This is a genomic window from Pseudomonadota bacterium (genome assembly GCA_036339585.1).
Taxonomy (GTDB): domain Bacteria; phylum Pseudomonadota; class Alphaproteobacteria; order UBA8366; family UBA8366; genus UBA8366.
In genome coordinates, this window is sequence record JAYZAS010000018.1 from 1 (window position 1) to 24097 (window position 24097).

23 protein-coding genes and 3 tRNA genes are annotated in these 24097 nt (G+C 44.4%); 16 read left to right on the forward strand and 10 right to left on the reverse strand.

The features are described from left to right. The 3 genes from VX941_10485 to VX941_10495 form a co-directional block, all read right to left on the reverse strand. Positions 1 to 141 (reverse strand): GTP-binding protein (locus VX941_10485; GenBank protein ID MEE2933830.1); only part of this gene is annotated, 141 nt, incomplete at its 3' end. An 87-nt stretch (positions 142 to 228) separates the two neighbouring features. Then, positions 229 to 303 (reverse strand) — tRNA-Gly (locus VX941_10490). Positions 304 to 385: 82 nt separating this feature from the next. Continuing rightward, positions 386 to 470 (reverse strand) — tRNA-Tyr (locus tag VX941_10495). A gap of 197 nt (positions 471 to 667) precedes the next feature. Here VX941_10495 and rlmB point away from each other — a divergent pair. From rlmB to VX941_10515, 4 genes are all read left to right on the forward strand, one after another. Next, on the forward strand, positions 668 to 1492 hold the full coding sequence (gene rlmB / locus VX941_10500; GenBank protein ID MEE2933831.1) for a 23S rRNA (guanosine(2251)-2'-O)-methyltransferase RlmB: 825 nt from the start codon (positions 668 to 670) through the stop codon (positions 1490 to 1492). A 1-nt stretch (position 1493) separates the two neighbouring features. Further along, entirely contained in the window at positions 1494 to 2396 is a 903-nt protein-coding gene (locus VX941_10505; protein MEE2933832.1) for a hypothetical protein, read from the forward strand. After that, positions 2397 to 3587: a threonine synthase gene (locus VX941_10510; protein MEE2933833.1), complete on the forward strand. Its 1191-nt coding sequence runs from the start codon at positions 2397 to 2399 to the stop codon at positions 3585 to 3587. It begins immediately after the preceding gene. A 130-nt stretch (positions 3588 to 3717) separates the two neighbouring features. Beyond that, a tRNA-Thr gene (locus tag VX941_10515) sits at positions 3718 to 3793 on the forward strand. Positions 3794 to 3828: 35 nt separating this feature from the next. Here VX941_10515 and VX941_10520 read toward each other — a convergent pair. After that, a complete protein-coding gene (locus tag VX941_10520) occupies positions 3829 to 4605 on the reverse strand; it encodes a sulfotransferase domain-containing protein (GenBank protein MEE2933834.1) in 777 nt (258 codons plus the stop codon). A gap of 143 nt (positions 4606 to 4748) precedes the next feature. Further along, positions 4749 to 4949, reverse strand: coding sequence for a CPXCG motif-containing cysteine-rich protein (locus VX941_10525; GenBank protein MEE2933835.1), 201 nt, complete (start codon positions 4947 to 4949; stop codon positions 4749 to 4751). A 279-nt stretch (positions 4950 to 5228) separates the two neighbouring features. Here VX941_10525 and VX941_10530 point away from each other — a divergent pair, with 279 nt between their 5' ends. From VX941_10530 to selD, 4 genes are read left to right on the forward strand one after another with little or no spacing between them, the layout of a single operon-like run. Further along, entirely contained in the window at positions 5229 to 6083 is an 855-nt protein-coding gene (locus VX941_10530; GenBank protein ID MEE2933836.1) for a putative selenate ABC transporter substrate-binding protein, read from the forward strand. A 7-nt stretch (positions 6084 to 6090) separates the two neighbouring features. Beyond that, on the forward strand, positions 6091 to 6747 hold the full coding sequence (locus tag VX941_10535; protein MEE2933837.1) for an ATP-binding cassette domain-containing protein: 657 nt from the start codon (positions 6091 to 6093) through the stop codon (positions 6745 to 6747). After that, a complete protein-coding gene (locus VX941_10540) occupies positions 6737 to 8248 on the forward strand; it encodes an ABC transporter permease (GenBank protein ID MEE2933838.1) in 1512 nt (503 codons plus the stop codon). Before VX941_10535 ends, VX941_10540 begins: the two co-directional genes overlap by 11 nt. A gap of 2 nt (positions 8249 to 8250) precedes the next feature. Continuing rightward, the gene (selD, locus tag VX941_10545) at positions 8251 to 10515 is read left to right on the forward strand and encodes a selenide, water dikinase SelD (GenBank protein ID MEE2933839.1); all 2265 of its coding nucleotides are present in this window, start codon (positions 8251 to 8253) and stop codon (positions 10513 to 10515) included. 13 nt (positions 10516 to 10528) lie between these two features. Here the strand turns inward: selD and senB are convergent, their stop codons facing one another. After that, a complete protein-coding gene (gene senB / locus VX941_10550) occupies positions 10529 to 11500 on the reverse strand; it encodes a selenoneine biosynthesis selenosugar synthase SenB (protein MEE2933840.1) in 972 nt (323 codons plus the stop codon). Positions 11501 to 11527: 27 nt separating this feature from the next. On the opposite strand from senB, the gene senA reads away from it, so the two are divergent. Both senA and VX941_10560 read left to right on the forward strand, forming a co-directional pair. Continuing rightward, the gene (gene senA / locus VX941_10555; GenBank protein ID MEE2933841.1) at positions 11528 to 12829 is read left to right on the forward strand and encodes a selenoneine synthase SenA; all 1302 of its coding nucleotides are present in this window, start codon (positions 11528 to 11530) and stop codon (positions 12827 to 12829) included. A 61-nt stretch (positions 12830 to 12890) separates the two neighbouring features. After that, positions 12891 to 14060, forward strand: coding sequence for an acyl-CoA dehydrogenase family protein (locus VX941_10560; GenBank protein ID MEE2933842.1), 1170 nt, complete (start codon positions 12891 to 12893; stop codon positions 14058 to 14060). Between the two features lie 7 nt (positions 14061 to 14067). Here VX941_10560 and VX941_10565 read toward each other — a convergent pair whose 3' ends face one another. After that, positions 14068 to 14841: an enoyl-CoA hydratase-related protein gene (locus VX941_10565; protein MEE2933843.1), complete on the reverse strand. Its 774-nt coding sequence runs from the start codon at positions 14839 to 14841 to the stop codon at positions 14068 to 14070. Positions 14842 to 14949: 108 nt separating this feature from the next. Here VX941_10565 and VX941_10570 point away from each other — a divergent pair, with 108 nt between their 5' ends. The 3 genes from VX941_10570 (at position 14950) to VX941_10580 (ending at position 16626) form a co-directional block, all read left to right on the forward strand. Next, positions 14950 to 15270 carry a rhodanese-like domain-containing protein gene (locus VX941_10570; GenBank protein ID MEE2933844.1) on the forward strand — a complete coding sequence of 107 codons (321 nt, stop codon included), beginning with the start codon at positions 14950 to 14952 and terminating at the stop codon, positions 15268 to 15270. A gap of 88 nt (positions 15271 to 15358) precedes the next feature. Beyond that, positions 15359 to 16357 carry an NAD(P)H-quinone oxidoreductase gene (locus VX941_10575; protein MEE2933845.1) on the forward strand — a complete coding sequence of 333 codons (999 nt, stop codon included), beginning with the start codon at positions 15359 to 15361 and terminating at the stop codon, positions 16355 to 16357. Continuing rightward, entirely contained in the window at positions 16354 to 16626 is a 273-nt protein-coding gene (locus VX941_10580; protein ID MEE2933846.1) for a sulfurtransferase TusA family protein, read from the forward strand. The genes VX941_10575 and VX941_10580 overlap by 4 nt, the downstream gene beginning before the upstream one ends. 76 nt (positions 16627 to 16702) lie before the next feature. On the opposite strand, the gene VX941_10585 is transcribed toward VX941_10580, so the two are convergent. Together VX941_10585 and VX941_10590 are read right to left on the reverse strand one after the other, a co-directional pair. After that, the gene (locus tag VX941_10585; protein MEE2933847.1) at positions 16703 to 18001 is read right to left on the reverse strand and encodes a glycerate kinase; all 1299 of its coding nucleotides are present in this window, start codon (positions 17999 to 18001) and stop codon (positions 16703 to 16705) included. Between the two features lie 85 nt (positions 18002 to 18086). Next, entirely contained in the window at positions 18087 to 20045 is a 1959-nt protein-coding gene (locus VX941_10590; GenBank protein ID MEE2933848.1) for a tetratricopeptide repeat protein, read from the reverse strand. A gap of 288 nt (positions 20046 to 20333) precedes the next feature. On the opposite strand from VX941_10590, the gene VX941_10595 reads away from it, so the two are divergent. From VX941_10595 to VX941_10605, 3 genes are read left to right on the forward strand one after another with little or no spacing between them, the layout of a single operon-like run. Next, complete coding sequence (locus VX941_10595; protein ID MEE2933849.1) at positions 20334 to 21371, forward strand: LLM class flavin-dependent oxidoreductase; 1038 nt, start codon at positions 20334 to 20336, stop codon at positions 21369 to 21371. Continuing rightward, the gene (locus tag VX941_10600) at positions 21364 to 21975 is read left to right on the forward strand and encodes a hypothetical protein (protein MEE2933850.1); all 612 of its coding nucleotides are present in this window, start codon (positions 21364 to 21366) and stop codon (positions 21973 to 21975) included. Before VX941_10595 ends, VX941_10600 begins: the two co-directional genes overlap by 8 nt. 24 nt (positions 21976 to 21999) lie before the next feature. After that, positions 22000 to 23067 (forward strand): isocitrate/isopropylmalate dehydrogenase family protein, encoded by a 1068-nt coding sequence (locus VX941_10605; GenBank protein ID MEE2933851.1) that lies wholly within the window; start codon positions 22000 to 22002, stop codon positions 23065 to 23067. A 28-nt stretch (positions 23068 to 23095) separates the two neighbouring features. On the opposite strand, the gene VX941_10610 is transcribed toward VX941_10605, so the two are convergent. After that, positions 23096 to 24073 carry a S1C family serine protease gene (locus VX941_10610; protein ID MEE2933852.1) on the reverse strand — a complete coding sequence of 326 codons (978 nt, stop codon included), beginning with the start codon at positions 24071 to 24073 and terminating at the stop codon, positions 23096 to 23098. Positions 24074 to 24097 lie beyond the last annotated feature (24 nt).

Consider the following 24097-nt stretch of genomic DNA (forward strand, 5'->3'; position numbering starts at 1 on the left):
ATAATCTGTAAACGTAGCACCTCCCGTATCAGCCAATACTTTGGTGATCGCTGCGGTCAACGTTGTCTTGCCGTGGTCAACGTGTCCAATTGTACCAATATTACAATGCGGCTTTGTGCGTTCAAATTTTTCTTTCGCCATAACTTTCCATAGTCCTGTTTTTATAGTGTTTTTGAACCAATAGTATTTTAACTACTTAACAAACAACCCATGCCTTAATCATCTTTTTGGAGCGGACGGTGGGAATCGAACCCACATCACCAGCTTGGAAGGCTGGGGTAATGGCCTTTATACGACGCCCGCGCGCGTAATTTCCCTCCAACCTATATCATACCCATATGTTCTATATCAGCCTTCTAAAAATCAACACACCTAAACTCAATTCTGGTGGAGGGGGTTGGATTTGAACCAACGTAGGCATAGCCAACGGGTTTACAGCCCGTCCCTTTTAACCACTCAGGCACCCCTCCAGTACGCCAGCACAATTGCTATTGTAGCGAATTGGGCACTATGGTGATTTAACACCTCTTGTCAACGCAAATCCAGATCCACGCAGCGCAAACTTCGCAACTCCCCCCCTAAACAGCTTTTTTAAAGAAGGGTGTGTTGCGAATACTATTTTCCTCTATCATATTAAAGTCTCAAAAATTCAAAAGCAAGATTTCAAATGCCATATGCCAAAAATAGAAATGTCAGCAAGTCTCCAAAATCCGGCCTACAAAATAAAAACCGTAAAAATTCAAAGTTGCAGGTCAGACCAACCAGATCTGAGCATTGGATTTACGGTCATCACACAGTTTTAGCGGCGCTCAACAATCCCCATCGCCGTGTTCGAAGAGTACTGATTACTACACAGGCCCAAGCAAAACTTAGCTGCCAAATTGAAAAATCCCTGCTAGAATTGGTAACCACAAAAGAAATTGAACAGCTAACTGGTGCAACCGCTGTTCATCAAGGAATCGCGGCGGAGGTCATACCCTTAGTAAAAAGATCATTGGTAGACATCATAACTCCGACTGAAGACAAAGAGCACACACTTTTGGTAATCCTCGATCAGGTTACTGATCCTCGTAACATTGGAGCAATTTTGCGCTCAGCTGCCGCTTTTAACGCAGTTGCACTTATTCAACAGGAACGTAACTCACCATCAGCTAACCCATCAATGGCGAAGGCCGCGAGTGGCGGGCTTGAGCATGTTGATTTAATAGACGTGCCAAATATTAACCGGACAATTGAAAGTCTAAAGAACCAGGGATTTTGGGTCATTGGTTTAGACAGTAACGCGGCAGATTTCCTTAACGAAACTGAATTCCCGAAGAAGTGTTGCTTGGTTTTAGGAGCAGAAAATAGTGGCTTGCGCCGGCTGACCCTTAAAGCTTGTGATAAAACGGTTCGAATCCCTATTTCTAGCGATATAGACAGTCTCAATATTTCTAATGCAGCTGCTGTAGCCATGTATGAATTTTCTCGCCAACACATGAAAGGTAGATAAAATGCCTTCATCGAAAGTCGTGGTGACGGGCGCAGGAGGCTATATCTCCAATGCTTTACCCCCGGCGTTTAGCGAACGGCATGACCTAACATTACCAGTCCTATCTGAAGAAACGAAAACTGGATGGAACGATAATATCATTGAAGTCAATCTGACTAACCCAAACGTCGATCGTAATGGAGAACATTTCACAGGTGCCGATGTGATTATTCATAATGCGCGTTATGACCAAAGGGCTAATCCAAAGTTTGCGACAGGTCCAAACCACCAGTGGAAAAAAGACCGCCCTCAGCACCCGGTCGACGGCTATCTCGCTGAATGTCGAAACCTTGATATGGCCTACAATATTTACCAACTGGCGCTGCGAAAGATTATAAAACGTGTAGTTGCAGCCAGCTCCAACCACGCAGCCGACTGGTACGAAACAAAAATTCATGTTGGCGAGATGGATATTGTTGATCACACAACATATCCAAAGTCAGTTAATTTTTACGGTTGGCTTAAGTTTGCGTATAAAGCCATAAGCTTTGCTTTTGCCAATCGGCGTTTTGGTCAAGAAATTGAAAGCATTAATATCCGTATTGGCGGACTGCACCTATTAGATATTGCCAACCTTGTAGACAATCAAACCAGCCTCCGCCGGGACTTGGCGACGTGCATCAGCAACAGAGATCCGCAGCAGCTTTACATAAAGTCGATTGAAACTTTAAAAGCCTTCAATGAGGATGGCGTGCCATTTCAATTATTTTACGACAAATCTAACCACACCCGTGCATTTTGGAGCATAGCAAATGCTCGTGCAGCGATCGGTTACAACCGTCAAGACGATCCAGAAGCTTTTTACTCGAAACAAATTCGTAAACACCTGACCTCATTGGGCTGTTTCTCGGAGCTGTACCAGTAAATGCCTATGCAATTACTCCACTCGTTTGTGAGCCACCTAGAATGCAGTTTTTCCAGTAAGCGCTACGATCCCGGTAATCTTTATAAGATTTCTGATGCTGGCAGACCGTTGCTAGTACGCTATGACCTGCAGTCCGTAAAAAGTGCAGTAGCAATCGCAGATTTGGCGCTTCGGCCTAACGATATATGGAGATATGAAGAATTATTACCAGTACCACCAGGGGCAGAAATAGTTAGTCTGGGGGAAAACTGCACCCCTTTGATACCATTATCGCGTTTCGCAGCGAAGACTGACGAGTCAGAACTCCTCATCAAGGACGAGAGCCGCCTGCCAAACGGCACCGCGTCAGCACGAGATTTAGCTGTTGCAGTCACAATGGCAAAGGCGCTGGGCTTTGAACATGTATCTATCCAAAATTTTGGAAGTGACGGGCAAACATTAGCAGCCTATTGCAGTCGTGCGGGATTGAATTCAACCATAATATGCTCGGAGGACACTTCAAATAATGCATTAAATGAAATGGCTTTTTACGGTGCAAAAATTCAGATGGTTGCTGGACCGAACGCTCGTCGGAAAAATATTATGGTGGAAGGTGTCAAGGAACACGGTTGGTTCGATATCTCATTATTAAGGGAGCCCTACCGGTTGGAGGGCAGAAAAACTATCGGGTTTGAACTAGCGGAGCAATTAGACTGGACACTACCAGATGTTATATTTTATCCAACGGGCAATGGGGCAGGCCTTATTGCCATATGGAAAGCCTTTCATGAACTTGAGGAAATTGGTTGGATAGGCGCGAAAAGACCGCGCATGATTGCAGTTCAGCCGGCTGGCTGTGCCCCGTTAGTTAAAGCGTTTGAGGAGCGTAAAGTATTCCTTGAGAAACCTTGGGGGCCAGTTAAAACCAATATTCAAAGTCTAAGAGTACCGAAGCCTGTTGGAGATTTTCTTTGTCTTCAGGTAATCCATGACTCTGGCGGGCTTGGCGTTATGATCTCTGACGATGAAGTATGGAATATCCTGAAAGATGTAGCAATTACTCAAGGTATCAATCTTGGCCTCGAAGGGGCTTTATGCCTGGCAGCGTACAAAAAATTACTTACTGAAGGCCACATTTCTAAACGTGATCAAACAGTAATAGTTAATAACTCTAGGACCCAAAAATTCCCAATTCCTACTCTGACCAAATGAGAATATTAAGATCATAGTCGGAACGACTTTGGTCTGGTACCATAGAAGATTGTTCCGATATAAATCCCGCATAGCGCAACCCCAAATAAAAAGGTATATATCCAAAACGTAAGTAGTATGTATTTTCTGTGCCGCCGTAGCTCAGTTGGCAGAGCAGGGGTTTTGTAAACCTCAGGTCCGCGGTTCAAATCCGTGCGGCGGCACCATTACCAACCGTCAAAAAAAATTTTTGCACCTTTCATCACCGCTCTGACATGTATCCCATATCAGCAACTAAATCATCCAGGGCATTTATGACTTTGGCAATTTGTTTTTGAGAAAAAGTATTTCTCCACTCCCCGCTATTCCTTCTCGAAATGTGACCAGATTGAAAACCAGTATTCAAATCAAAAGAACGGAACGATCCGTCAGCACGCCCAACGACCATTTTGTTATGGACGTAATCTTTTTCCCTTATCTTCCTTTGAACTGCGCTTTCAGTTCTTTTGATCAGTTTCTTAATCGCTCTCTTGTCATATTTCGAAGAAATTACCCTAGCCATATCTTTGCTAATTCCACAGTCGATAAATTCACTGAGTGCCAGAATTAAGTTGATGGTGTCCAATTCTAAATCTTCGTATTTGACGACAAACAACAGTCCTGATTTGAAGGAATTATAATGTTCCATTACTGATCGATGATTCAACGCCACCTCTATTGCCCGGTCTAAATCGCACTTCGTAAAGTCAAAAAATGATGCGCATATGTCATATGGATTACGCGTATTAACAACAAATTTTGACTTCGGTAAATTTGGGTTCAAAAGCGAATGGATTTTTAGAACATATCTGCTGTTTGCATTAGTGTCGGCGATAGCATGGTCCCTGAACAGGTTTAACCAGTCCCTCTCGTGTTGGAGTTGCTCTTGCGGGTGTAGAGCAAATCGTTTCGTTAAATATATTTCTCTGATGACATTTGTTGTCCACATGGAACCGGTGCGAGGAGTTCCGGTCACCCAAACTGTATTAAACTTAACCATAATTTAATTGCATCGAAAAATTCTGACCGAAGCTAGTTTTAACGCATAACGTATGTGGCATCTATGCTGCCGATATTGTTTACGTCAATATCGATACAGGGTGATTTGAACCAGACGAAACAGTAGGGCCCTAACCTATACCTTCACTCATTGCCGTCACTAACAAGGACATTCACTAAGGAACCATGAGTAACAGTGTACTGCAGCTTATTCGGGTTACAACACACAGTGCAATCATAAATCTCTGTGTTAGAACCTTCGAAGGACTGATCTATTTCAAGGTCGACTTCAATTTCATTGAAACAAAAGTGGCAAGTTACAGTTAGTGCTGTTTCAGCTGACATTTGACAATTTACTCTTAGGTTTGTTGCACTCTCTTTAACATCCTGATTGGGGACGTAACCATTTTGCATGATGAATAATCGCTAATGTTAAAATAAAGTCGGCGCAATCATATTTTTTGCACCCAGTTATTGCGAAGTGTTGGTGTGCTGAGGCAAAAATGTTTTCCACAATTATATTTTTTGCCACCATTACTTGAAAAGCACCGGGACTTTTTATATGAAACGCAAGCACAGCGAACGGGTATCAATACATTTCAGAAAATATCGAAAGCAACATTTATGAAAAAGATACTATTAATATGTATAGTAATTTTTGGGTTCTCGAAGCATGTAACAGCCGCAGAATTTGTTTTTACAGCAATACCAGACCAAGACGAAAGTGCACTTAAAGAGCGGTTTAATAAAATTGCTGGATACTTAGAGAAAGCGCTCTCAATAAAAACTAGGTATATACCGGTAAAATCATACGCTGCAGCGGTTACCGCCTTTCGAAACAACCAAGTACAACTTGCATGGTTTGGAGGTCTTTCTGGAGTGAGAGCCAGACAGCTAGTAAAGGGGTCAAAAGCAATTGCTCAGGGATTAGAAGACCCGTTCTTCGAAACTTATTTCATCGCACACGAATCAAGTGGCCTTAAACCAAGTTCAAGTTTTCCAAAGGGGATTGCTGGAAAGACATTTACCTTTGGCTCGAAGGGGTCTACTTCAGGACGTTTGATGCCAGAGTTTCACATCAGAAAAGCATTCGGCAAAACTCCTGATAAAGTGTTTAAAAGAGTGGGCTTCAGTGGCAGTCACTCGCGCACGGTTGCTTTAGTGAACAGCGGTGCATACGAGGTGGGTGCAGTTAATTTCAAAGTGTATAAAAAAGAGCTTAATGCGGGTAAAATCGATCCAAAGAAGGTATCTATCATTTGGAAAACGCCTGGATATCCGGATTATAATTGGTCCATCCGCGGGGATGTTGACAGAAGATTTGGTAAAGGGTTTACCGAAAAGGTCCAGAAGGCATTAATCGACATGAAAGACCCTGTGCTTCTTCTTTCATTTCCTCGAAAAAGGTTTATCAGAGCCGTAAATAAAGATTTTAAACCAATCTTAGACACGGCAGTTGAAATTGGACTAATCGATTAATAAAACTGTGGCGTTGTTCCAACTCAGCGAGGCTTGTGCCTCATATAAGGGCAAGCGAGTTCTCAATAAAATCTCGCTTGAAGTCGAACAGGGCGAAAAAATTGCATTGGTAGGTCGAAGCGGTGCCGGAAAATCAACACTGCTTCGGCTACTTTACGACAATCATGTTGAGGAATGCGCCTTTTTACCCCAAAACCTGGGACTGGTACCTAATCTCTCTGTTTTCCATAACACATTCGTCGGAAGACTTCATAAAAACTCAACTCTTTACAATCTGGCTAACCTCATTCGCCCTTTATCTCATGAGCAAAATGCTGTGCTTAAAGTCCTTAAACAACTTGAGCTTGCAGACAAAATTTTTGCTCCCGTTGGAGAATTGTCAGGAGGCCAACAGCAACGTGCGGGCATAGCCAGAGCACTTTATCAGGGTTGCAATATATTTCTTGGAGATGAACCAGTGTCGGCAGTCGATGAACGCCAAGCATGGAGCGTGATGGAAGCTATTACCAATAATCATGAAACAGTTGTGCTAGCTATGCACGACGTTCAGCTTGCATTGAGTTTCTGTAGCAGGATCATTGGCCTATCGTCCGGCAAAGTCATCCTAGACCGGAAATCAACCGGTATGGTTTCTTCAGACCTCGCTGAACTTTATGGCGCTTGATGTGTCAACACCCCTAATTCCAAAATCTCCGTTAGTTCGGACGAGCCTTTGGTTTGTTTTGGTAGCATTTGGCTGCCTTCTCTTTGCCGACATCGAGATAACAACCCAAGATCCATGGCCAGAGATCAAGAGACTCGGCATGGGTTTGATACAACCGAACTTTGCTAAGTGGAAGCAAATACTTGAGGCCCTAATGATGACGTTAGCATTTGCCATCCTAGGTGTAGCGCTTGCAAATTTTACAGGTTTTTTGCTTGCGGTTGTTTTTCATTACCGTGCAGTCAGAGTTGGTTGTGCCTTTGTCCGCGCTGTCCATGAGTTATTTTGGGCTTTAATCTTCCTACAGGTTTTCGGGCTAACTGCATTGACGGGTGTTCTTGCTATTGCAATCCCTTACAGCGGAATATGTGCGAAGGTTTACGCTGAGCTTTTAGAAGAGGCTGACCCAGCCCCTATGCAAGCTATTCCCAACGGAACCTCAATAGTCTCAAAGTTTTTCTATGCAGAATTGCCTGGTGTCTGGGCCAACGTGAAAACTTATTCTTTCTATCGACTGGAGTGCGGCCTTCGCTCTAGTGCTGTACTGGGGTTTGTTGGCCTCCCTACGCTGGGGTTTTATTTAGAGACTGCCTACAAAGAAGGCCTCTACTCTGACCTATCAGCACTCCTAATCGTCTTTTATGTCCTAATTTCAACTGTGCGAAAGTGGATGAGACGAGAAATAATTCCAGTGCTTTTAATAGCAGCGTGCATTGTGTTACCAGATAGCGGCGCAATGACATGGTCAAATGCTTGGCGTTTCTTTGCAGATGACATCATGCCAACTCCTATACGGAATGCAGAAATCATAACAATACCAATATTGCTTGAAACTTGGTTTTGGTTTCAGAGTTTGATTGTAAATGAAGCATTGCCCGGAATACTCAATACAGTTGTGCTGACAATGATAGCTTTGGCGGCAACTGGGGTGTTATCGTTACTATTCTTTCCTATCATTTCACCACTCTTTTTTGGCTCAAAAATTCGACTAGCGGGACATGTTATATTAGTCGTTATTCGTTCAACACCGGAGTATGTAATTGCATTCGTCTTGTTGCAGTTATTGGGACCGTCCATGTTCCCTGCCGTCGTAGCCCTCTCTTTCCATAATGCTGCGATAATTGGGCATCTCATAGGAAACTTTACCAACCACCTTCGACTCCGACCCGACCGTTCCAATGGCATAAACCTCTATGCCTATGAAACACTTCCTCGAATTTACCCGCAGTTTTTGGCTTTTTTATTTTACCGCTGGGAAGTCATTTTTCGTGAGACAGCAATACTTGGAATACTTGGAGTGAAAACACTAGGGTTTTTCGTTGACTCCGCCTTTGCAGACATCCGCTTCGACCGTGCTATCGTGTTGATTATTATAACTGCCCTCTTAAATATAGTAATTGATGTGCTATCGCGATCAATCCGCAGTAGATTACGTTTACAAACCTCATTGGATACTCATTAATCATGGAAACTGCTGAAACCCCAATCCTCAAAGATCTTGTCCTAATTGGTGGCGGACACGGTCACATCACGGTTCTTAAAAAATTTGGGATGAAGCCCATCCCTGGCGTTCGCCTAACTTTGATATGCCGTGACTTACAGGCGCCGTACTCAAGTATGCTTCCAGGTTTTATAGCAGGGCATTACTCATTTGATGAGTCTCACATAGACCTTGCTCCGTTAGCACGTTTTGCAAAAGCGAGATTCTTCTGCAATGAAGTGACCATGATTGATCCCAAATCAAACCAGATTTTCTGTAAAGACCGGCCGCCCGTAAAGTACGACCTTCTCTCTATTAATATAGGCTCAGCTCCCAACACTGCGTCCGTTGTGGGAGCTGAAAATAACGTCATGCCAGTCAAACCAATCAACGGGTTTGTTGACCATTGGAATCAAATTCGCGAACGTGTATTAACAGCATGTGGCAAAACCAGAGTAGGCATAGTCGGAGGTGGAGCCGGAGGTGTGGAAATTGCATTGGCAATTCAGTTCCGATTGAAACAGCTTTTAAGTGCACAGAAAGACCAAAGCCACGAAGTGGAATTTCACCTGTTTACCTCAAACGATATTTTGCCAACCCACAATAATAAAGTCAGAGAAAAATACCGCCGAATCTTAACTGAGCGTGAGATAATTCTACATGCGGGCCATAAAATAGTAAAAGTCGAACCGAATACGGTTACATGCAGTAACGACACTAGTCATGAGTTAGAGGAAATTCTTTGGGTCACCATGGCGAGCGCTCAAAATTGGTTGAAAGAGAGTGGCTTAGCGGTTACTCCCGGTGGCTTTGTGAAAGTTCATGATACACTGGAATCAATTTCTCATCCCGGTATATTTGCGGTGGGGGATATAGCCGATGTAGTAAATCATCCTCGTCCTAAATCAGGAGTGTTTGCAGTGAGGCAAGGACCTCCACTTACTAGAAATCTCAGACGTGCACTACTCGGGAAACCCCTAAAACCCTTCAGACCTCAGCAGCAATTTTTGAGTCTTATTACCACCGGAGATAAATACGCCGTTGCCTCACGATCAAATTGGGCTGCTGAAGGCAAGTTAATTTGGCATTGGAAAAATTGGATTGATCGACGGTTTGTAAAAAAGTTTAATAAACTTCGTGAAATGGATGAAAAAAAATCACTCGATGTATCAAAGGGGTTAGCTGAACAAAATGTAATTAAAGAAATTTCGGCTATAGCTATGCGCTGTGGTGGCTGCGGTGCCAAAGTGGGGGCAACGGTTCTAGAACGAGCACTTCAGCAACTAAACCCCGTGGAACGCCCTGATGTGTTAGTCGGTCTTCATGAACCAGATGATGCTGCTGTGGTACAGGTGCCGAAAAATAAAGTAATGGTTCATACTGTAGATGCCTTCCGCGCGTTCATTGATGATCCTTATGTGTTTGGCCAGATTGCTGCCAATCACTCAATGGGAGATATTTTCGCTATGGGCGGAGAGCCGCAGTCTGCACTTTCAATAGTCACCCTGCCCTTTGGACTTGAGGATAAGGTTGAAGAGGATTTGAAACAGTTGATGGCCGGAGCCATGAAGGTTTTGCAGGAAACCGGCACTGCGCTGGTTGGTGGACATACCAGCGAAGGTGCAGAAATGTCACTTGGCTTTGCTATTAACGGGCTCATCGACAAAGATCGCATACTTCGAAAGGCCGGCATGAAAGTTGGCGATAAAATAGTGCTTACCAAACCGGTCGGGACTGGTACTCTTTTTGCTGCCGATATGCGGCACAAAGCGCGTGGCAAGTGGGTACATGGTGCTTTGTCATCAATGCTTCAATCTAACAAAGCAGGCGCTGAGATTTTATTCAAACATAAAACAAATGCTTGTACTGATGTGACTGGATTTGGCCTTCTGGGGCATTTAGTCGAAATGGCTAAACCCTCACAGGTAGACGTAAATCTTGAATTAGATGCTATTCCGACGTTGGAAGGAGCCATCGATTTAATCAGAGATGGAATCTTTAGCTCCCTACAACCCCAGAATGTGCGTCTTCGACGCGCCATAAGGAATGTGGACAGCGCCGCTAAGGAAGCCCTTTATCCAATTATCTTCGACCCTCAAACTTCGGGAGGCCTATTAGCGAGTTTGCCAGCAGAAAATGCTGACGCCTGTATCGACGAGTTAAAGATAGCCGGTTATCGTGAGAGCTCAGTGATTGGAACGGTGACCGCAAATACTGGCACTTTAGAACCCGTCACATTAATAACATAACCTTGATGAAAACTCATAAAAGTCTGTCTTTTAGATTTATAGAACTCAAAAGGGAGGACCATTCCTCTTTCTCCCTTTCAATGGTGAAAAGATGCCTTCTAGCTTCACACTGGAATGATAAATGGGCCAAAAATTTTGGTTCGTTTTCAACGCGAAGCAGTGTGCGGCGCAAACCTTCAGTACTTCCAGCCTCATAATAGCCTGCATAATCTGACCCGAGAAGCCCGACCGACCCCTCAATTTTTGATGCTATAACAGGCACTCCTGCAGCAATTGCTTCAGAGATAACATTTGCACCCCCTTCCATTATTGAGCTTAGAACCATTAAGCGCGTCTTTGCAAATTCGCGCCGAACCTCCCAAGCCTTTACCTCTCCGCGCCATCTGTAGCGACTATTTCGCGCCATCTCAGTCTTAGCTTTTACAGCCCAATCCGGTGTATGTGCTTTTCCAAGGTGAATTACCCGGAGACGAGAAGTGTTATCGAGGTTGCGCACCGCATATGCAGCACGAAGTGGATCTTTCTCTTCACGAAGATTTCCCACAACACAGATGTCAAAATTTCGCTTGGATGGCCGGCGTTCTCCGGCCAATGGCAATGCTGACTGATGGATAGTGTGTAATTTATGTCGGTACCGAGAAGGGATAGAATAACACACCTTATCATGCAAACATGCTAAAGCATCAGCGATTTCCATCGAATACAGAGTTTCCTTTGGGTGTGTATATTGGAATTTATAAATATCGGTGCCTGATAACAAAATAATCAGGGGGCGGTCAGGAAATTCTTTCCGGAATAGCTTAGCTGACTCTGCACTACGCCAAGCATGGATTGCGACCATCAAATCAGCGCGTTTTCCATCCCATACCGTTTCAACCTGTACTTGGTGATTGAGCATAGTTAATATTTTTGCCCAACGTAACGCTGTGGTTCGATTGCCATTTTTGGCAAGATTACCAGCCGGTGTGATAAGAGTTATATTCATATACTTATTTTAATAAGAGCCTGCAGTATGACACAACCAGTTCCCGTTTCTTTTCTCTCTAATATCATTCAAGATGCTCACAAGCGATCCACCGAATTAGTATCGGGTTTAGACGAAAGTCAACTTATGGGGCCTAAACTTCGGACTGTTAATCCACTTCGTTGGGAAATCGGACACGTGGCTTGGTTTTATGAAAAATTTATTCTCCGCGACCTTTACGGTTACGCCCCCTACAATGCAGAATTTGACGATATTTATGATTCGATTGAAATTCCTCACGAAGTAAGGTGGGATTTGCCACTTCTGCCTATGGATGAAATCTTGGACTACATAGGATGTATCCTTGAACGATGCCTTTCTCGTTTGGGACAAGGTACCGCCAGTGAAATCGACAGTTATATTTATCAGTTTGCTACGTTCCACGAAGATATGCATACCGAAGCTTATACCTACAGTCGCCAAAACCTTGCATACCCCAAGCCTAATTTTTGCAAGTCAGAAACGTTTTTAAATGCCAACATGCTTCCTAGTGATAGTTTGGTACCAGGGGGATATTTTGAAGTGGGCGCAACAAAAAATGAAGGGTTCGTTTTTGATAATGAAAAATGGGCACATCCCGTTCTATTGGAGCCATTCAATATATGCAAGACACCGGTAACAAACTGGGAGTATAGGGAGTTTGTTATGGATGGGGGCTATCTTAGGCATGAGTTTTGGAGTGGTGAAGGTTGGGATTGGCGCCAAACTGAGCAAGCAGAGTGTCCCATTTATTGGCAACGGTCAGGTGAAGGCGACTGGATTGAACGTCACTTTGACACTATTAGAGAATTACATCTGAATCAGCCCGTAATTCATGTCAACTGGTATGAGGCCAATGCATATTGCTCGTGGGCTAAACGTCGCTTGCCTTCAGAAGCAGAGTGGGAGGCTGCTGCGCTTGGAGAGCCCAGCCTAGATGGTAGCGTGCTCACTAACTCAAAAAGAAAATTTCCGTGGGGAGATGCTCCGTGCGATTCAAATCTAGCTAATCTTGATGGCTACGCTCTAAGCCCGATAGATGTCGGGGCGCTGCCAAAAAGTGACAGTGCATTTGGCTGCCGCCAAATGATTGGAAACGTTTGGGAGTGGACAGCAAGTACGTTTGCACCATTTGATGGCTTCTCACCGGATGCCTACAAAGACTATTCCCAACCAGTATTTTACGAGACAAAAGTACTCCGCGGCGGTGCCTGGGCCACTCGCAGTCGAATGATCACAGCTCGTCATCGAAATTTTTACACACCAGAACGACGCGACGTGCTGGCTGGATTCAGAACTTGTAGCTTGTGAAAAAAAATCCGATAACTGTATAGTTAACCAGATCATTCTCTTCGTTACTTGGGAGCTAGCCATGTTGCAATTTGAACTTACCGAAGACCAACGGATGATGTTGGACACAGTAAAGCGAGTTCGTAAAGATGTAATCGAACCAAATGCTAAAAAGTGGCTCGATGGAGAATTCCCATATGAAAATATGGATGCTTTAGCGGAGATTGGGATCCTTGGCATGGCCGTGCCAGAGGAATATGGCGGCATCGGAGCTAGTGTCCTCGACACGGTTCTGGTTCTCGAAGAAATCGCTAAAGGCTGTTATGTCACTGCGATGGCTGTCTTGGGAGAGGTAGGTACTCAATGCAGAATTCTCTCCCATTATGGTTCTGACGAACTTCGAGAAAAATACTTGCCCAAGTTACTCAAAGGAAAATGTATCCTAGCTATCTGTATGACAGAACCTGATTGTGGCACAGACCTAGGTAGTATGAAAACCAATGCATCTGTAATGAATGATCGAGTGGTTTTAAATGGCGCTAAAACAATGATCAGTCGGGCGGAAGAAGCGGATCTTTTTGTAATCTTTACTAGGGTCAACAACGCGCCTGGAACAAAGGGGATTGGTTGTGTTTTTGTAGAAAAAGCTACTAAAGGACTAACTGCCGATGCCTGCTATCATACCATGGGCGGCGAGAATTTAGCCGATGTAAGATTTGAAGACGTAGAGGTACCCATAGAAAATTTAGGCTTAGGTGAGGGGTCATTAAGGAAGTTACTTGGAGCATTCAATACCCAAAGATGCCTTAATCCGGCAATCTGTTTAGGCATGGCAGAAGCCTCCCTTGAGGAATCCATTCGATTCATGAGGGATCGGAAAGCCTTCGGCAATTCAATTGGTGACTTTCAAGGGATGCGCTGGAAGGTAGCAAGCATGCTCACTGAAATTGAGGCTGGCAGGTCTATTCTGTATAGAGCTGCCGCAACGGCTGAGCCTTTTCCAAATCCAACGCTGGCTGCCATGGCCAAAATATATGTAAACGAAATGTCAATAAAGGTTTGCAGTGAGGGTGTTCAATTGCATGGCGGTTACGGTTTTCTTGATGACTTCGCCGTTTCACGAAATTATCGAGGAGTACGTTACGGAACCCTTGGCGGGGGAACTACCGAAACACTGCGCAATTTCGTTGGCCGGGAACTTGTGGAAAGAATGGACTTAGAAACCGGTGTTGCGGGAATGGGGCTTTTTTAAACCCGGTTCACCGCCCTTTCCAATTAGGAGCACGTTTTTCCGAAAATGCCTTAGGCCCTTCAATAAAATCTTCACTATTTCGGAGAACTTCCTCAGCTTGATACTCGGCGGAAAGGGCTTCTGCAATAGACGCTTTTTCTAGACCTAGTCGCATAACTTCCATCGATGTTCTGATCGATACCGGCGAGCATTTTAAAATTTCTCCCGCCCATGCCTTCGCCGATGTAAGCGCTTCGCCCGTCGGCACTACCTCAGTTACAAACCCCAAACGATACCCTTCATCAGCCGATACATGCCGACCCGTTAGAATCATTCCCAAAGCTTGGTGCCTTGGTATTGCACGAGGCAAACGGTGCAACCCACCTGACATTGCAGCCAAGCCAACTCGTGGCTCTGGCAGAGCAAATTTTGCATTTTCTGCGGCAATTATTATATCGCAAGCAAGTGCAAGCTCGAAGCCACCACCCATCGCAACTCCATTTACTGCCGCAATTATTGGCTTATTGCGATTAAAACGCTTGACCATACCGCCAAATCCACTGTCAGGTTTGTCACGCCTGCCGCCTTCAGCTTGGAATTTTAAATCATTCCCAGCACTAAATGCACGTTCTCCGGCGCCCGTAAGAATGGCAATCCAAAGATCATCATCCGCTTCAAATCTATCGAATATCTCAGCCATTTCGAAATGTGCCATGGAATGCAGTGCGTTCATACGTTCCGGACGATTAACTGTTACAGTCAAAATATGACCTTCACGTGCGACAGTGGAATATTCCCCCATGTATGCCTCTCCCAAATGTGCTAAGATTACAGTGCATAGGTAAGCACATAAGCGGTCCTAGAGCCAAGCCTTTGTGAAAATAATCGCCAAAAACGGATCTAATTCAACATGCAGCAACAATTTATTACTTCGGAAACTGTCCTTCAATGGTTAGATAATGAGGAAGCGATACTAGTCGATGTGCGAGAACCAGAGGAACGCGCCATCGCACGAATAGATAGATCGCACTCGTTACCTCTTTCATGTTTCGCCCTTAGTGCTTTGCCAGATCATGATGGAAAAAAAATTATCCTTCATTGCGCAAGTGGTATCCGATGCGGCTTTGCAGCCGAAAAATTAATACAATCAGGATATTCCGGCACGATTTACCGTCTTCAAGGTGGCATAGAAGATTGGCATGCATCTGGTAATCCGGCAGTGCATGGTTAACATGACAGGATTTTATCGAAAAATGTTCAAACCTGCTGCAACCCACTTTTACAAAATTCAATTAAAGATAGTTTAAAAGGTATAATCCATGACTGCTGATATCCCTTTATTAATGGCTGCCATTGAAATTTCTGAGCCAGGGAAACCTGATGTGTTGAAACCCTCCACTCGTAAAGTCCCAGTACCCAAAAAACATGAAATTCTGATTAAAATTGCAGCTGCGGGCGTAAATGGACCTGATCTGGTACAACGCCGAGGCCATTACCCTCCACCAAAGGGTGCAACAGACTTGCTTGGTCTCGAAGTTGCAGGAGAAGTTGTGGCCACTGGAGAAAATGTAACACAATGGGTTATTGGCGACAAAGTATGTGGCCTCACAAATGGTGGCGGTTATGCTCAATACGTAGCAGCTGACGAGGCACACTTCTTACCCGTCCCAGAACAATTGGACCTTGTTGAAGCTGCCAGCTTGCCCGAAACCTTCTTCACGGTGTGGAGCAATCTTTTCATGGGCGTTGTGACTCTCAAACCAAATGATCTATTCCTTGTGCATGGTGGATCGGGAGGAATTGGCTCCACGGCAGTTCAACTTGGCAAAGCATTTGGCGCAACAGTATACACGACTGATAGCCCAGATGAACGGTGCTCCTTTGCTGCAGAATTGGGGGCCGATAAAGTCATTGACTACAAGAATGAAGATTTTGTTGAGATAGTTCGCGAAGCTGGCGGGGCAGATGTTATTCTGGATACCGTTGGTGGGCCCTATGTTGAAAGAAATATTAAAGCTGCAAAACATGAGGGAAAGATTGTTCAATTGGCATTTAACCTCGGTTCAAAATTAGAAATTAACCTCATGCCAATAATGTTAAAGCGACTGGTATACACGGGCTCCACGCTGAGAAGTAGGCCAGAGACATTCAAAGCAGAGATTGCGAAACAACTTCTCAAAAACGTTTGGCCAAAGGTCAATGATGGCTCAATCAAACCAATGGTTAAACAAATTATACCCTTAGAAAAAGCCGCTGAAGCTCATGCACTTATGGAAAGCGCAACTCACCTCGGCAAAATTATGTTGAAAGTAAATTGACCTGTGATTCGATTAAAATCGATGCCACAGGCTTGCTATGCCCCATGCCTGTGTTGAAACTTCAAAAATCAATACGCGGACTTGTTCCTGGAACCCGTATAACGCTGATGGCGACTGATCCGATGAGTTATTTGGATGTACGCCATTATTGTGAGACCTGCGGGCATGAACTTTTGAGTGTAAAGGAGGAGGACAACCAGTTCACTTATGAATTAAAAGTGGGCGATAAATTAGATCTAAGTACAGAAACGTGCGATGAAATACTCTAATCTTAAAAGTAACGTGCCAAAAAGTGCCCAACGCTAGAATTTTTTGATATCAGTTTTCTTAAGGACTGAATAGCCACTAATACTTTGGAAGAATGAGAATAGCGCGAAAATCGTTCACGTTGGTATGGGTTGGTCCAGTTATAAATAGGTCATTTAATTTTTGGAAAAATGCTGCTGAATTGTTTTGCCTCAAGTAATTCATCGCATCGATGGAATTTAACGCCGCATTTTCAAGCGTGTCAGGGGTTATAAATGCGCCTGCATTCTCTCCATTTCCATCAATACCATCAGTATCTGCAGCAAGAGAAAAAATACCTTCGGCACCACGTAGCTTGAGCGCAAGCGCTAATTGGAATTCACTGTTTCGACCCCCCACACCTTTACCATTGACGGTAACAGTTGTTTCTCCACCGGATAATAACACTGCCGGTGGAAACAGTGGCTGGCCATAATTCCTGACTTGTTGAGCAATACCTGCCATGGCTTTTGCAACTTCTTTGGCTTCTCCCTCTATCGAATCGCCGAGAATTATAGGCTGAATTCCTCGTGTTTTAGCTAAATTAGCTGCCGCCTCTAGCGCAAGCTGAGGAGACGCGATCACCTGATATGACTGATCAGAAAAGATAGACGCCGTGGGGCTGGGTGCTAGAACTTTGCCGTCCTTGAGCATTTTAATCGCAATTTCCGGCTCATTAATATCATATTTAGCCAAAATTTTTGCAGCATCGTGGCAACTTGAGCTGTTTGCAATTGTAGGACCTGACCCTATGACAGAGGGGTCATCACCTGGCACGTCAGAAACCAAGTATGTTACAACGCGGGCGGGTGCCGCCGCCATTGCAAGCCTTCCACCTTTAACAGCAGATAGATGCTTACGCACACAATTGATTTCGGTTATATCAGCGCCACTTTTTAAAAGTGTGCTGTGCACTTGCGCTTTGTCATTTGCGGTCAAACCAGACAACGGCAAACTCAGTAAAGACGAGGCACCTCCTGATATCAAAAAGATAACGAGATCGCACCCGCCAGCCCCAGTTACTAACTCTAGAATTTGTTTCGATGCAATATTTCCTGCCAAATCAGGAATTGGGTGCCCGGCTTCTACTATCCTCACACCTTCACATTTTTGCCCGTATCCATAAGGAACAATAACGAGACCTTCCAATTCTCCCTGCCACCGGCCCTCGATGCAAGCCAGCATTTTGGACGCCGCCTTACCTGCACCGACAACAATGGTGCGTCCCGCAGGTGGTTCCGGAAGATGATCCGGCAGGCATCGCGCCGGATCTGCGGCTGCTATTGCCGTATCAAATAGTTCGTGCAAAAAACCTCTAATTTCGGCATCTGATTGAAACTTTTGTGAATTATCTTCCACGTTTACATTTTCTTTCAAAACACGCTGATAAAAACTCACGTCTCACAATAATATCTGAATGCTGCTGGCAACTGCTTTTATCCGCTTATATCTTACCGTTTGGATTATGACGCTGTTGCCATAATTTTTGCAAAGTCGTTTGAAAAGAATTCGTAAACCCCAAACCATCGCATAATCGTGATCCAAGAAAATCGGCACGTAAAGCCTTTTTAGACGGACGATCATTTACCAAGCTAACAGCAATATCTAGGAACTCCTCTTCATTGGAGGCAACCCATTGCATACACCCCATGGCAGAAAGCAAGCTTGCACCAACCCGCCCCGCATGCAGACCCCCGGCCCTACTCACCACTGGCACCCCCATTAGCAGTGCCTCACATGTTGTGGTGGTACCGTTGTATGGGAAGGTATCTAATGCAATATCAACCTCATTATAATATTCTAGGTGTGCCTGTCGGCTTTGAACTCTGCCCACCAATTCAATTCTTGTTTGCTCAATACCTCTTCCTTCAAATAAATCGTAAATTACCTTTGTCACTACAGGATCAGCAAATTGCCGTGACTTTAGCACCAACCGCGATGCGGGAACCCTGTTCATTAATTGAGCCCACAAGTGAACAGTTTTCTCTGTTAACTTCGCGAAATTGTTAAACGAACCAAAAGTGACGGGTCTATGTTTTACTTTTAATAAAGGTATTTCATTAGGTGGGGAATAACATAAAAAACATGGCTGAAGATGAACTAACACTTCACTATGAAATGCTTCAGTTAATCCAGGGGGATCTGCAATAGCATCAGTCAAGCGAAAGTCCATCTGACTCAATCCGGTTGTCGTTGGATAGCCAAGCCAGTTTATCTGTATAGGCGCCGCTCGCCGTGCAAATAGTGTCAATCGGTTATTTCCAGTATGGCCTGCCAGGTCGATAAGAATGTCTATGGTGTCTAATTTAATTCTCTTTGCGACAAATTCATCGCCCAAATTTCTTATTTCACGCCAAGAGTTACTGCACCTCTTCAGCATTTCAGTTGTCGCGTCCGGCACTTGAGTATCGCTGTAACATGTAAGGTGAAATTCCTCTCTGTCATAATATTTGAAAAGAGGAATTAGAAAATTAGCGACGGAATGAGTCCACAAATCCGGCGAGACAATTCCAACTTTTAAGGGGCCCCGAGAGGTTTTACTAGAGGGGCTAAATAACTTAATCGGTTTTTTAAGCTTTTCTTCCCACTCCCTGTGACTACGAAATATTGTAACGCCATCGCAGGAGTCCCTATAGTTCAAACACATCAAACGATTCGATCGGGCAGAAAAGTCCTGGGGGGCCAATTCTATCAGCCTGTCATACACCTTAATGGCATTATTGATTTGTCCCTTATCTTTCAAAGAGATTGCTAGATTATTCAGTGCTGCAGTATTTTTGGCATCTAACTTAAGTGCCTTCCTATGCCACCGTGTTGCATCAGTCATCCGGCCCAAAGCAGCGAAGACACACCCGAGATTAGTTAAAATCACTGGATCCATCGGCCTTAACTGCGCAGCTGTAGATAAAGCTTTTTCTGCATCGAGCAGTTCTCCAAGGCCTAAGAAGACGACTCCTAAGTTTCCAAACGCCTCACCAAAGTCCGGTTTTAACTCCAGAGCCCGCTGATAACTGAAAACTGCATCTCTCAGATTACCTGATTCTTTTTGTAAATTGCCGAGATTATTATGTGCTTCTGGATTGTCAGGCATAAGGTCTATTGCGCGCCTCAAAGCATTTATGCCAGCGCCCAAGGAACCTGCCCTAAATTTAGCTAACCCCAATCCATGCCAAAATGTTCCCTCTTTTGGGCAAATGTCGGTAGCTAATTGATAGGAATCACCGGCCTCCTCCGGACGACCAAGGGCTAGGAGAATTTCCCCATAATAGGCATGCGCTATCGGGTTGGTCGAATTTGATTCGATAGAAGCCTTGATGAAATCCTCAGCCCGTGCCAATTCATTCTGCCTGAAGGCGTTCCGTGCAGACTCTAAATATGGGTCTTGGGTAAATTTTTTTTTCATCAAAATTTTTCATAACCTCAGTACTTTTAAGCGCCAAAAAATCTCGATACATCACTCTATAAAGTTAGTGCAATACCGTATTCTTATCTTGAATAGGCACGCCCCATTGCTCTTCCAAATTGAAGCACAAACACCCCTACAAATAATATAACATCCATCATAAATTTATAATAATACGCTGTCGGCTACGCCTTGCATATTTCACTTCGAAAGAAAAAATATTAAAAGGTTATAATTCTTCTAGTACCCATAATATTTTTGGATTTGCGGGTACTAAAAACATGCCATATGAAATCGACTAATGAGATCATGAAAGAAAAAATAAAGTTAAGTGTCTTCGACCAATCACCGATACGGCCTGATGCCACTGCTGTTGACGCTTTACAAGAAACTATCGCATTAGCGAAAATTGCCGAAGGTCTTAGTTATCATAGATACTGGTTAGCCGAGCATCACGGTACCAACGGACTTGCTTCGGCATCTCCCGAGGTATTGATTGCCCGTATTGCATCAGAAACTAGTACCATACGCGTCGGTTCTGGCGGGGTAATGCTAAGTCATTACAGTCCTTATAAGGTAGCAGAAAACTTTCGTACATTGGAAGCAATGTTTTCGGGTAGGATTGACTTAGGAATTGGTCGTGCCCCGGGTAGTGATCACCCAACGGCCCGAGCACTTGCATATGGTGGTGGTCTTGAATCTGAGCAGTTCCCCACTATGGTCGCAGATCTTCATGGTTTTCTCACAGACTCACTGCCAAAAGAACACCCATTTCAAACAGTGAGGGCACGGCCCCATACGCTATCATCACCCCCAATTTGGTTATTAGGTTCAAGTGATTACAGTGCTGCTTACGCAGCTCATTTTGGTCTTTCTTTCTCGTTTGCACATTTTATAACACCTTGTGGTGGAGAAACAGTAACTCGAGCGTACAACGATCAATTCCAAAGGACAGATTTACTTAAGGAGCCCAAAATAAATATAGGAATTTTTGTGATATGTGCGGAAACTGATACAGAAGCTGATACAGAAGCTGATAGGCTTATGTCTACCAGGGACTTATTTCGGTTACGTGCAGATAAAGGTCATCTTGCGCCAATTCCAACTATCGAGGAGTCTTTATCTTATCCATATACGGATGCCGAGAGAAAATATGTATTAGAAAGCCGCGCCAGAACAATTTATGGAGCGCCAAAAAGCGTCAAAAAGAAAATTAATGAATTAAGTGACCTTTACAAGAACAATGAATTTCTCGTTCTCACGGCATGCCCGGATTTTGAGTCGAGGAAACGCTCTTATGAATTGTTGGCAGAAGCCTTTGCCTAGATTGATCCCTTGGCAACTCTACAACGAACGCCCCTTTGTTCTACGGACTGGTTCGCGTATTATAGCTATCTTTGGGCTGCTAATTTTTTTGGCTAGTTGTCAATCATCACATACGGACCCCACTCAAAAAACTAAAAGTTTGGCGTCTACAGGAATGTTTGGCATTGTAGCAGCCACCAACGGTTATTCTGTCGGAGGAGCAGCGGGTGCAGCCGGCCTTGGATTAGCCGGCTTAAGTGCTGGTTTCCTAGTTGCTAATTATGCAGAGCAACAAGATTCAAAACACATTGACCTAGCCCTCAACAAAATCCTGTCCGGCCCCGTTGGACAGATAGTGACTTGGATTAATCCGTATAACACAAATGCCGGCAAACTCACCTTAATGAGCCCCGAAGTAGATACACTTAACGGTAGGTGCCAATGGGTACGAAGTGAATATACATCTAAGACATACCGCTATACTACTTATCAGGATTATACAAAGGAACGAAAGAACCGCACCCATGAGGACCTAATTCTGTGCGATGAAGGAGAAGGCTGGTACATTACCTGGGATGAAGATATTGCTACCCGCTTAAAATCGCTTACACCTCAAACCAAATAAAATGGAATCTATTGTTGGTATATTATGAAAATTATTTTTTTAGATGGAGACGGAATAGGCCCAGAAATTATCTCGGCCACAAAAAAAGTTGTAAAGGCCGCTAGCCACCGGTTTAATCTGGGACTTGAAATTGAAACTTCGGATAGCGGGTTAGCGAGTTTAGACCAAAATGGATCGACTATTCCAGACTCCACTTGGAAAAAAGCTGTAGAAGCCGACGGTATTATCCTCGGTCCCGCAGATACCGCTGCTTACCCCGATCCAGCTGACGGTGGTATTAATCCATCAGCGAAGCTTCGGGGCGATTTAGACCTATACGCCAATATTCGTCCATCTAAAACTCGCCCAGGCGTACCAGCAGCTGTGGATGAAATGGATCTCGTAATATTCCGAGAGAATACAGAAGGTTTCTATGCAGTTCGCAATATGCATAAAGGCAACGGAGAATTCATGCCGTCAGAAGACATGGCTATATCTATAAGGCGCATAACCCGAGAGTGTTCCGAACGAATAGCACGTCAAGCATGCGATTTAGCAATCAAACGTCGTGGTCGGCTCTCCATCGTTCACAAGTCAAATGTTCTAACAATGTCAGATGGATTTTTTGTGGAGGTATGCAGGGAAGTAGCATCCCATTACAAAGTTGAGGTAGAGGATTATTTTGTTGATGCTATGGCAGCACTATTGGTACGAAAACCTTCGCATTTTGATGTTATAGTCACAACTAATTTATTCGGAGATATTCTTTCTGATCTTGCAGCAGAATTAACTGGTGGATTGGGTTTAGGCCCTTCTATTAATGCCGGGCATAAGCATGCTATGGCACAGGCAGCGCATGGAGCGGCTCCCGACATCGCCGGACAAAATATTGCCAATCCAACTGCGATGATCCTATCAGCGGCAATGCTTGTTGAAACGCTCGGAATTCGCCAGAATAGGCCTGAATTTTTAGAAGCATCAACTCGTATTGATAAGGTTGTTAACGAGCAGCTCTCCAACATAAATACCCGTACACCAGACCTTGGGGGACCGTTATCTACTGATGCTTTTGGGGAGCAGGTCGCTGAAAAAATCAGAAGCGCTGACTCATAGAAATTCCTTATCTTTATTTGCCCATTGATCAATGTATTTTGGGGGATTTTAATATTGAATTGCGGTCCACAGATGGTACGCCTATCTCCATGACCTCACCATCACGCACAATAATCAATGGAACCTTGACACCAGCTTGACCGACACGCCAGATCCCGCGAAAGAGGGATGTCAAATCGTCAACTTGGTTTCCATTAACACCCAAAATAATATCGCCCACCTCCAAACCAGCAGTTTTTGCTGGCCCCCGTTCGTTAATACTAGCAACAACTAATGCATTTTGAATTTCGCTCATTATGATGCCGAGCCAAGGTCTCGGTGGCTTCTGCACGCGTCCATACCGCACTAGGTCATCCATTATTGGTTTGAATAAATCAATTGGCACGATGAGGTTCCCATGAAAAGGCGTATCCTCTGCTGTCGCTTGCTGTACGAAAAGTGAAGTTATGCCTACTAAGTTTCCTGCTCGGTCGATTGCGCCAGAACCACCCCAGAAAGGATGCGCAGGCGCAGTAAATATGCCTTCATCCAGAACATATTCCCAGTAACCTGCAAACTCGCGTTTGGAGACAACACTTGCAGCAACAGATTTTTCTATTCCACCACTTCCCCCGATAATAATTGGATCACCCACACGTAACGCACTTGACTCCCCTAGGGCCAGATGAGGCACAGTTAATTTTCCGAGCGCCTGCACAAGGCCAAATCCAGTTTCTTGGTCGTAGCCAACCGTGTGAGCTGGAGTTGCAACGCCTGTAGCATCAACTAGCCATATGGTATCGGCTTCGGTAATAAGGTAGCCAATTGTAAGCACCAAACCATCGTCACTTATTAAAACTCCGTGTCCCTCACGTTCGGTACCTAGGTGCCCAGCAGTAAAAGCGTCGGAACCCATTTGAGACCGAAGGGCCAAGATGCTCGTCAGTTTCTCTTCTAAATCGAAGGTATAATTAGCAATTTTCGGATAATTTTCCGCTGGGATCTCGGTTTGATTATCGTCAGACATTTAGAGACCTATCTCGAATTAAAA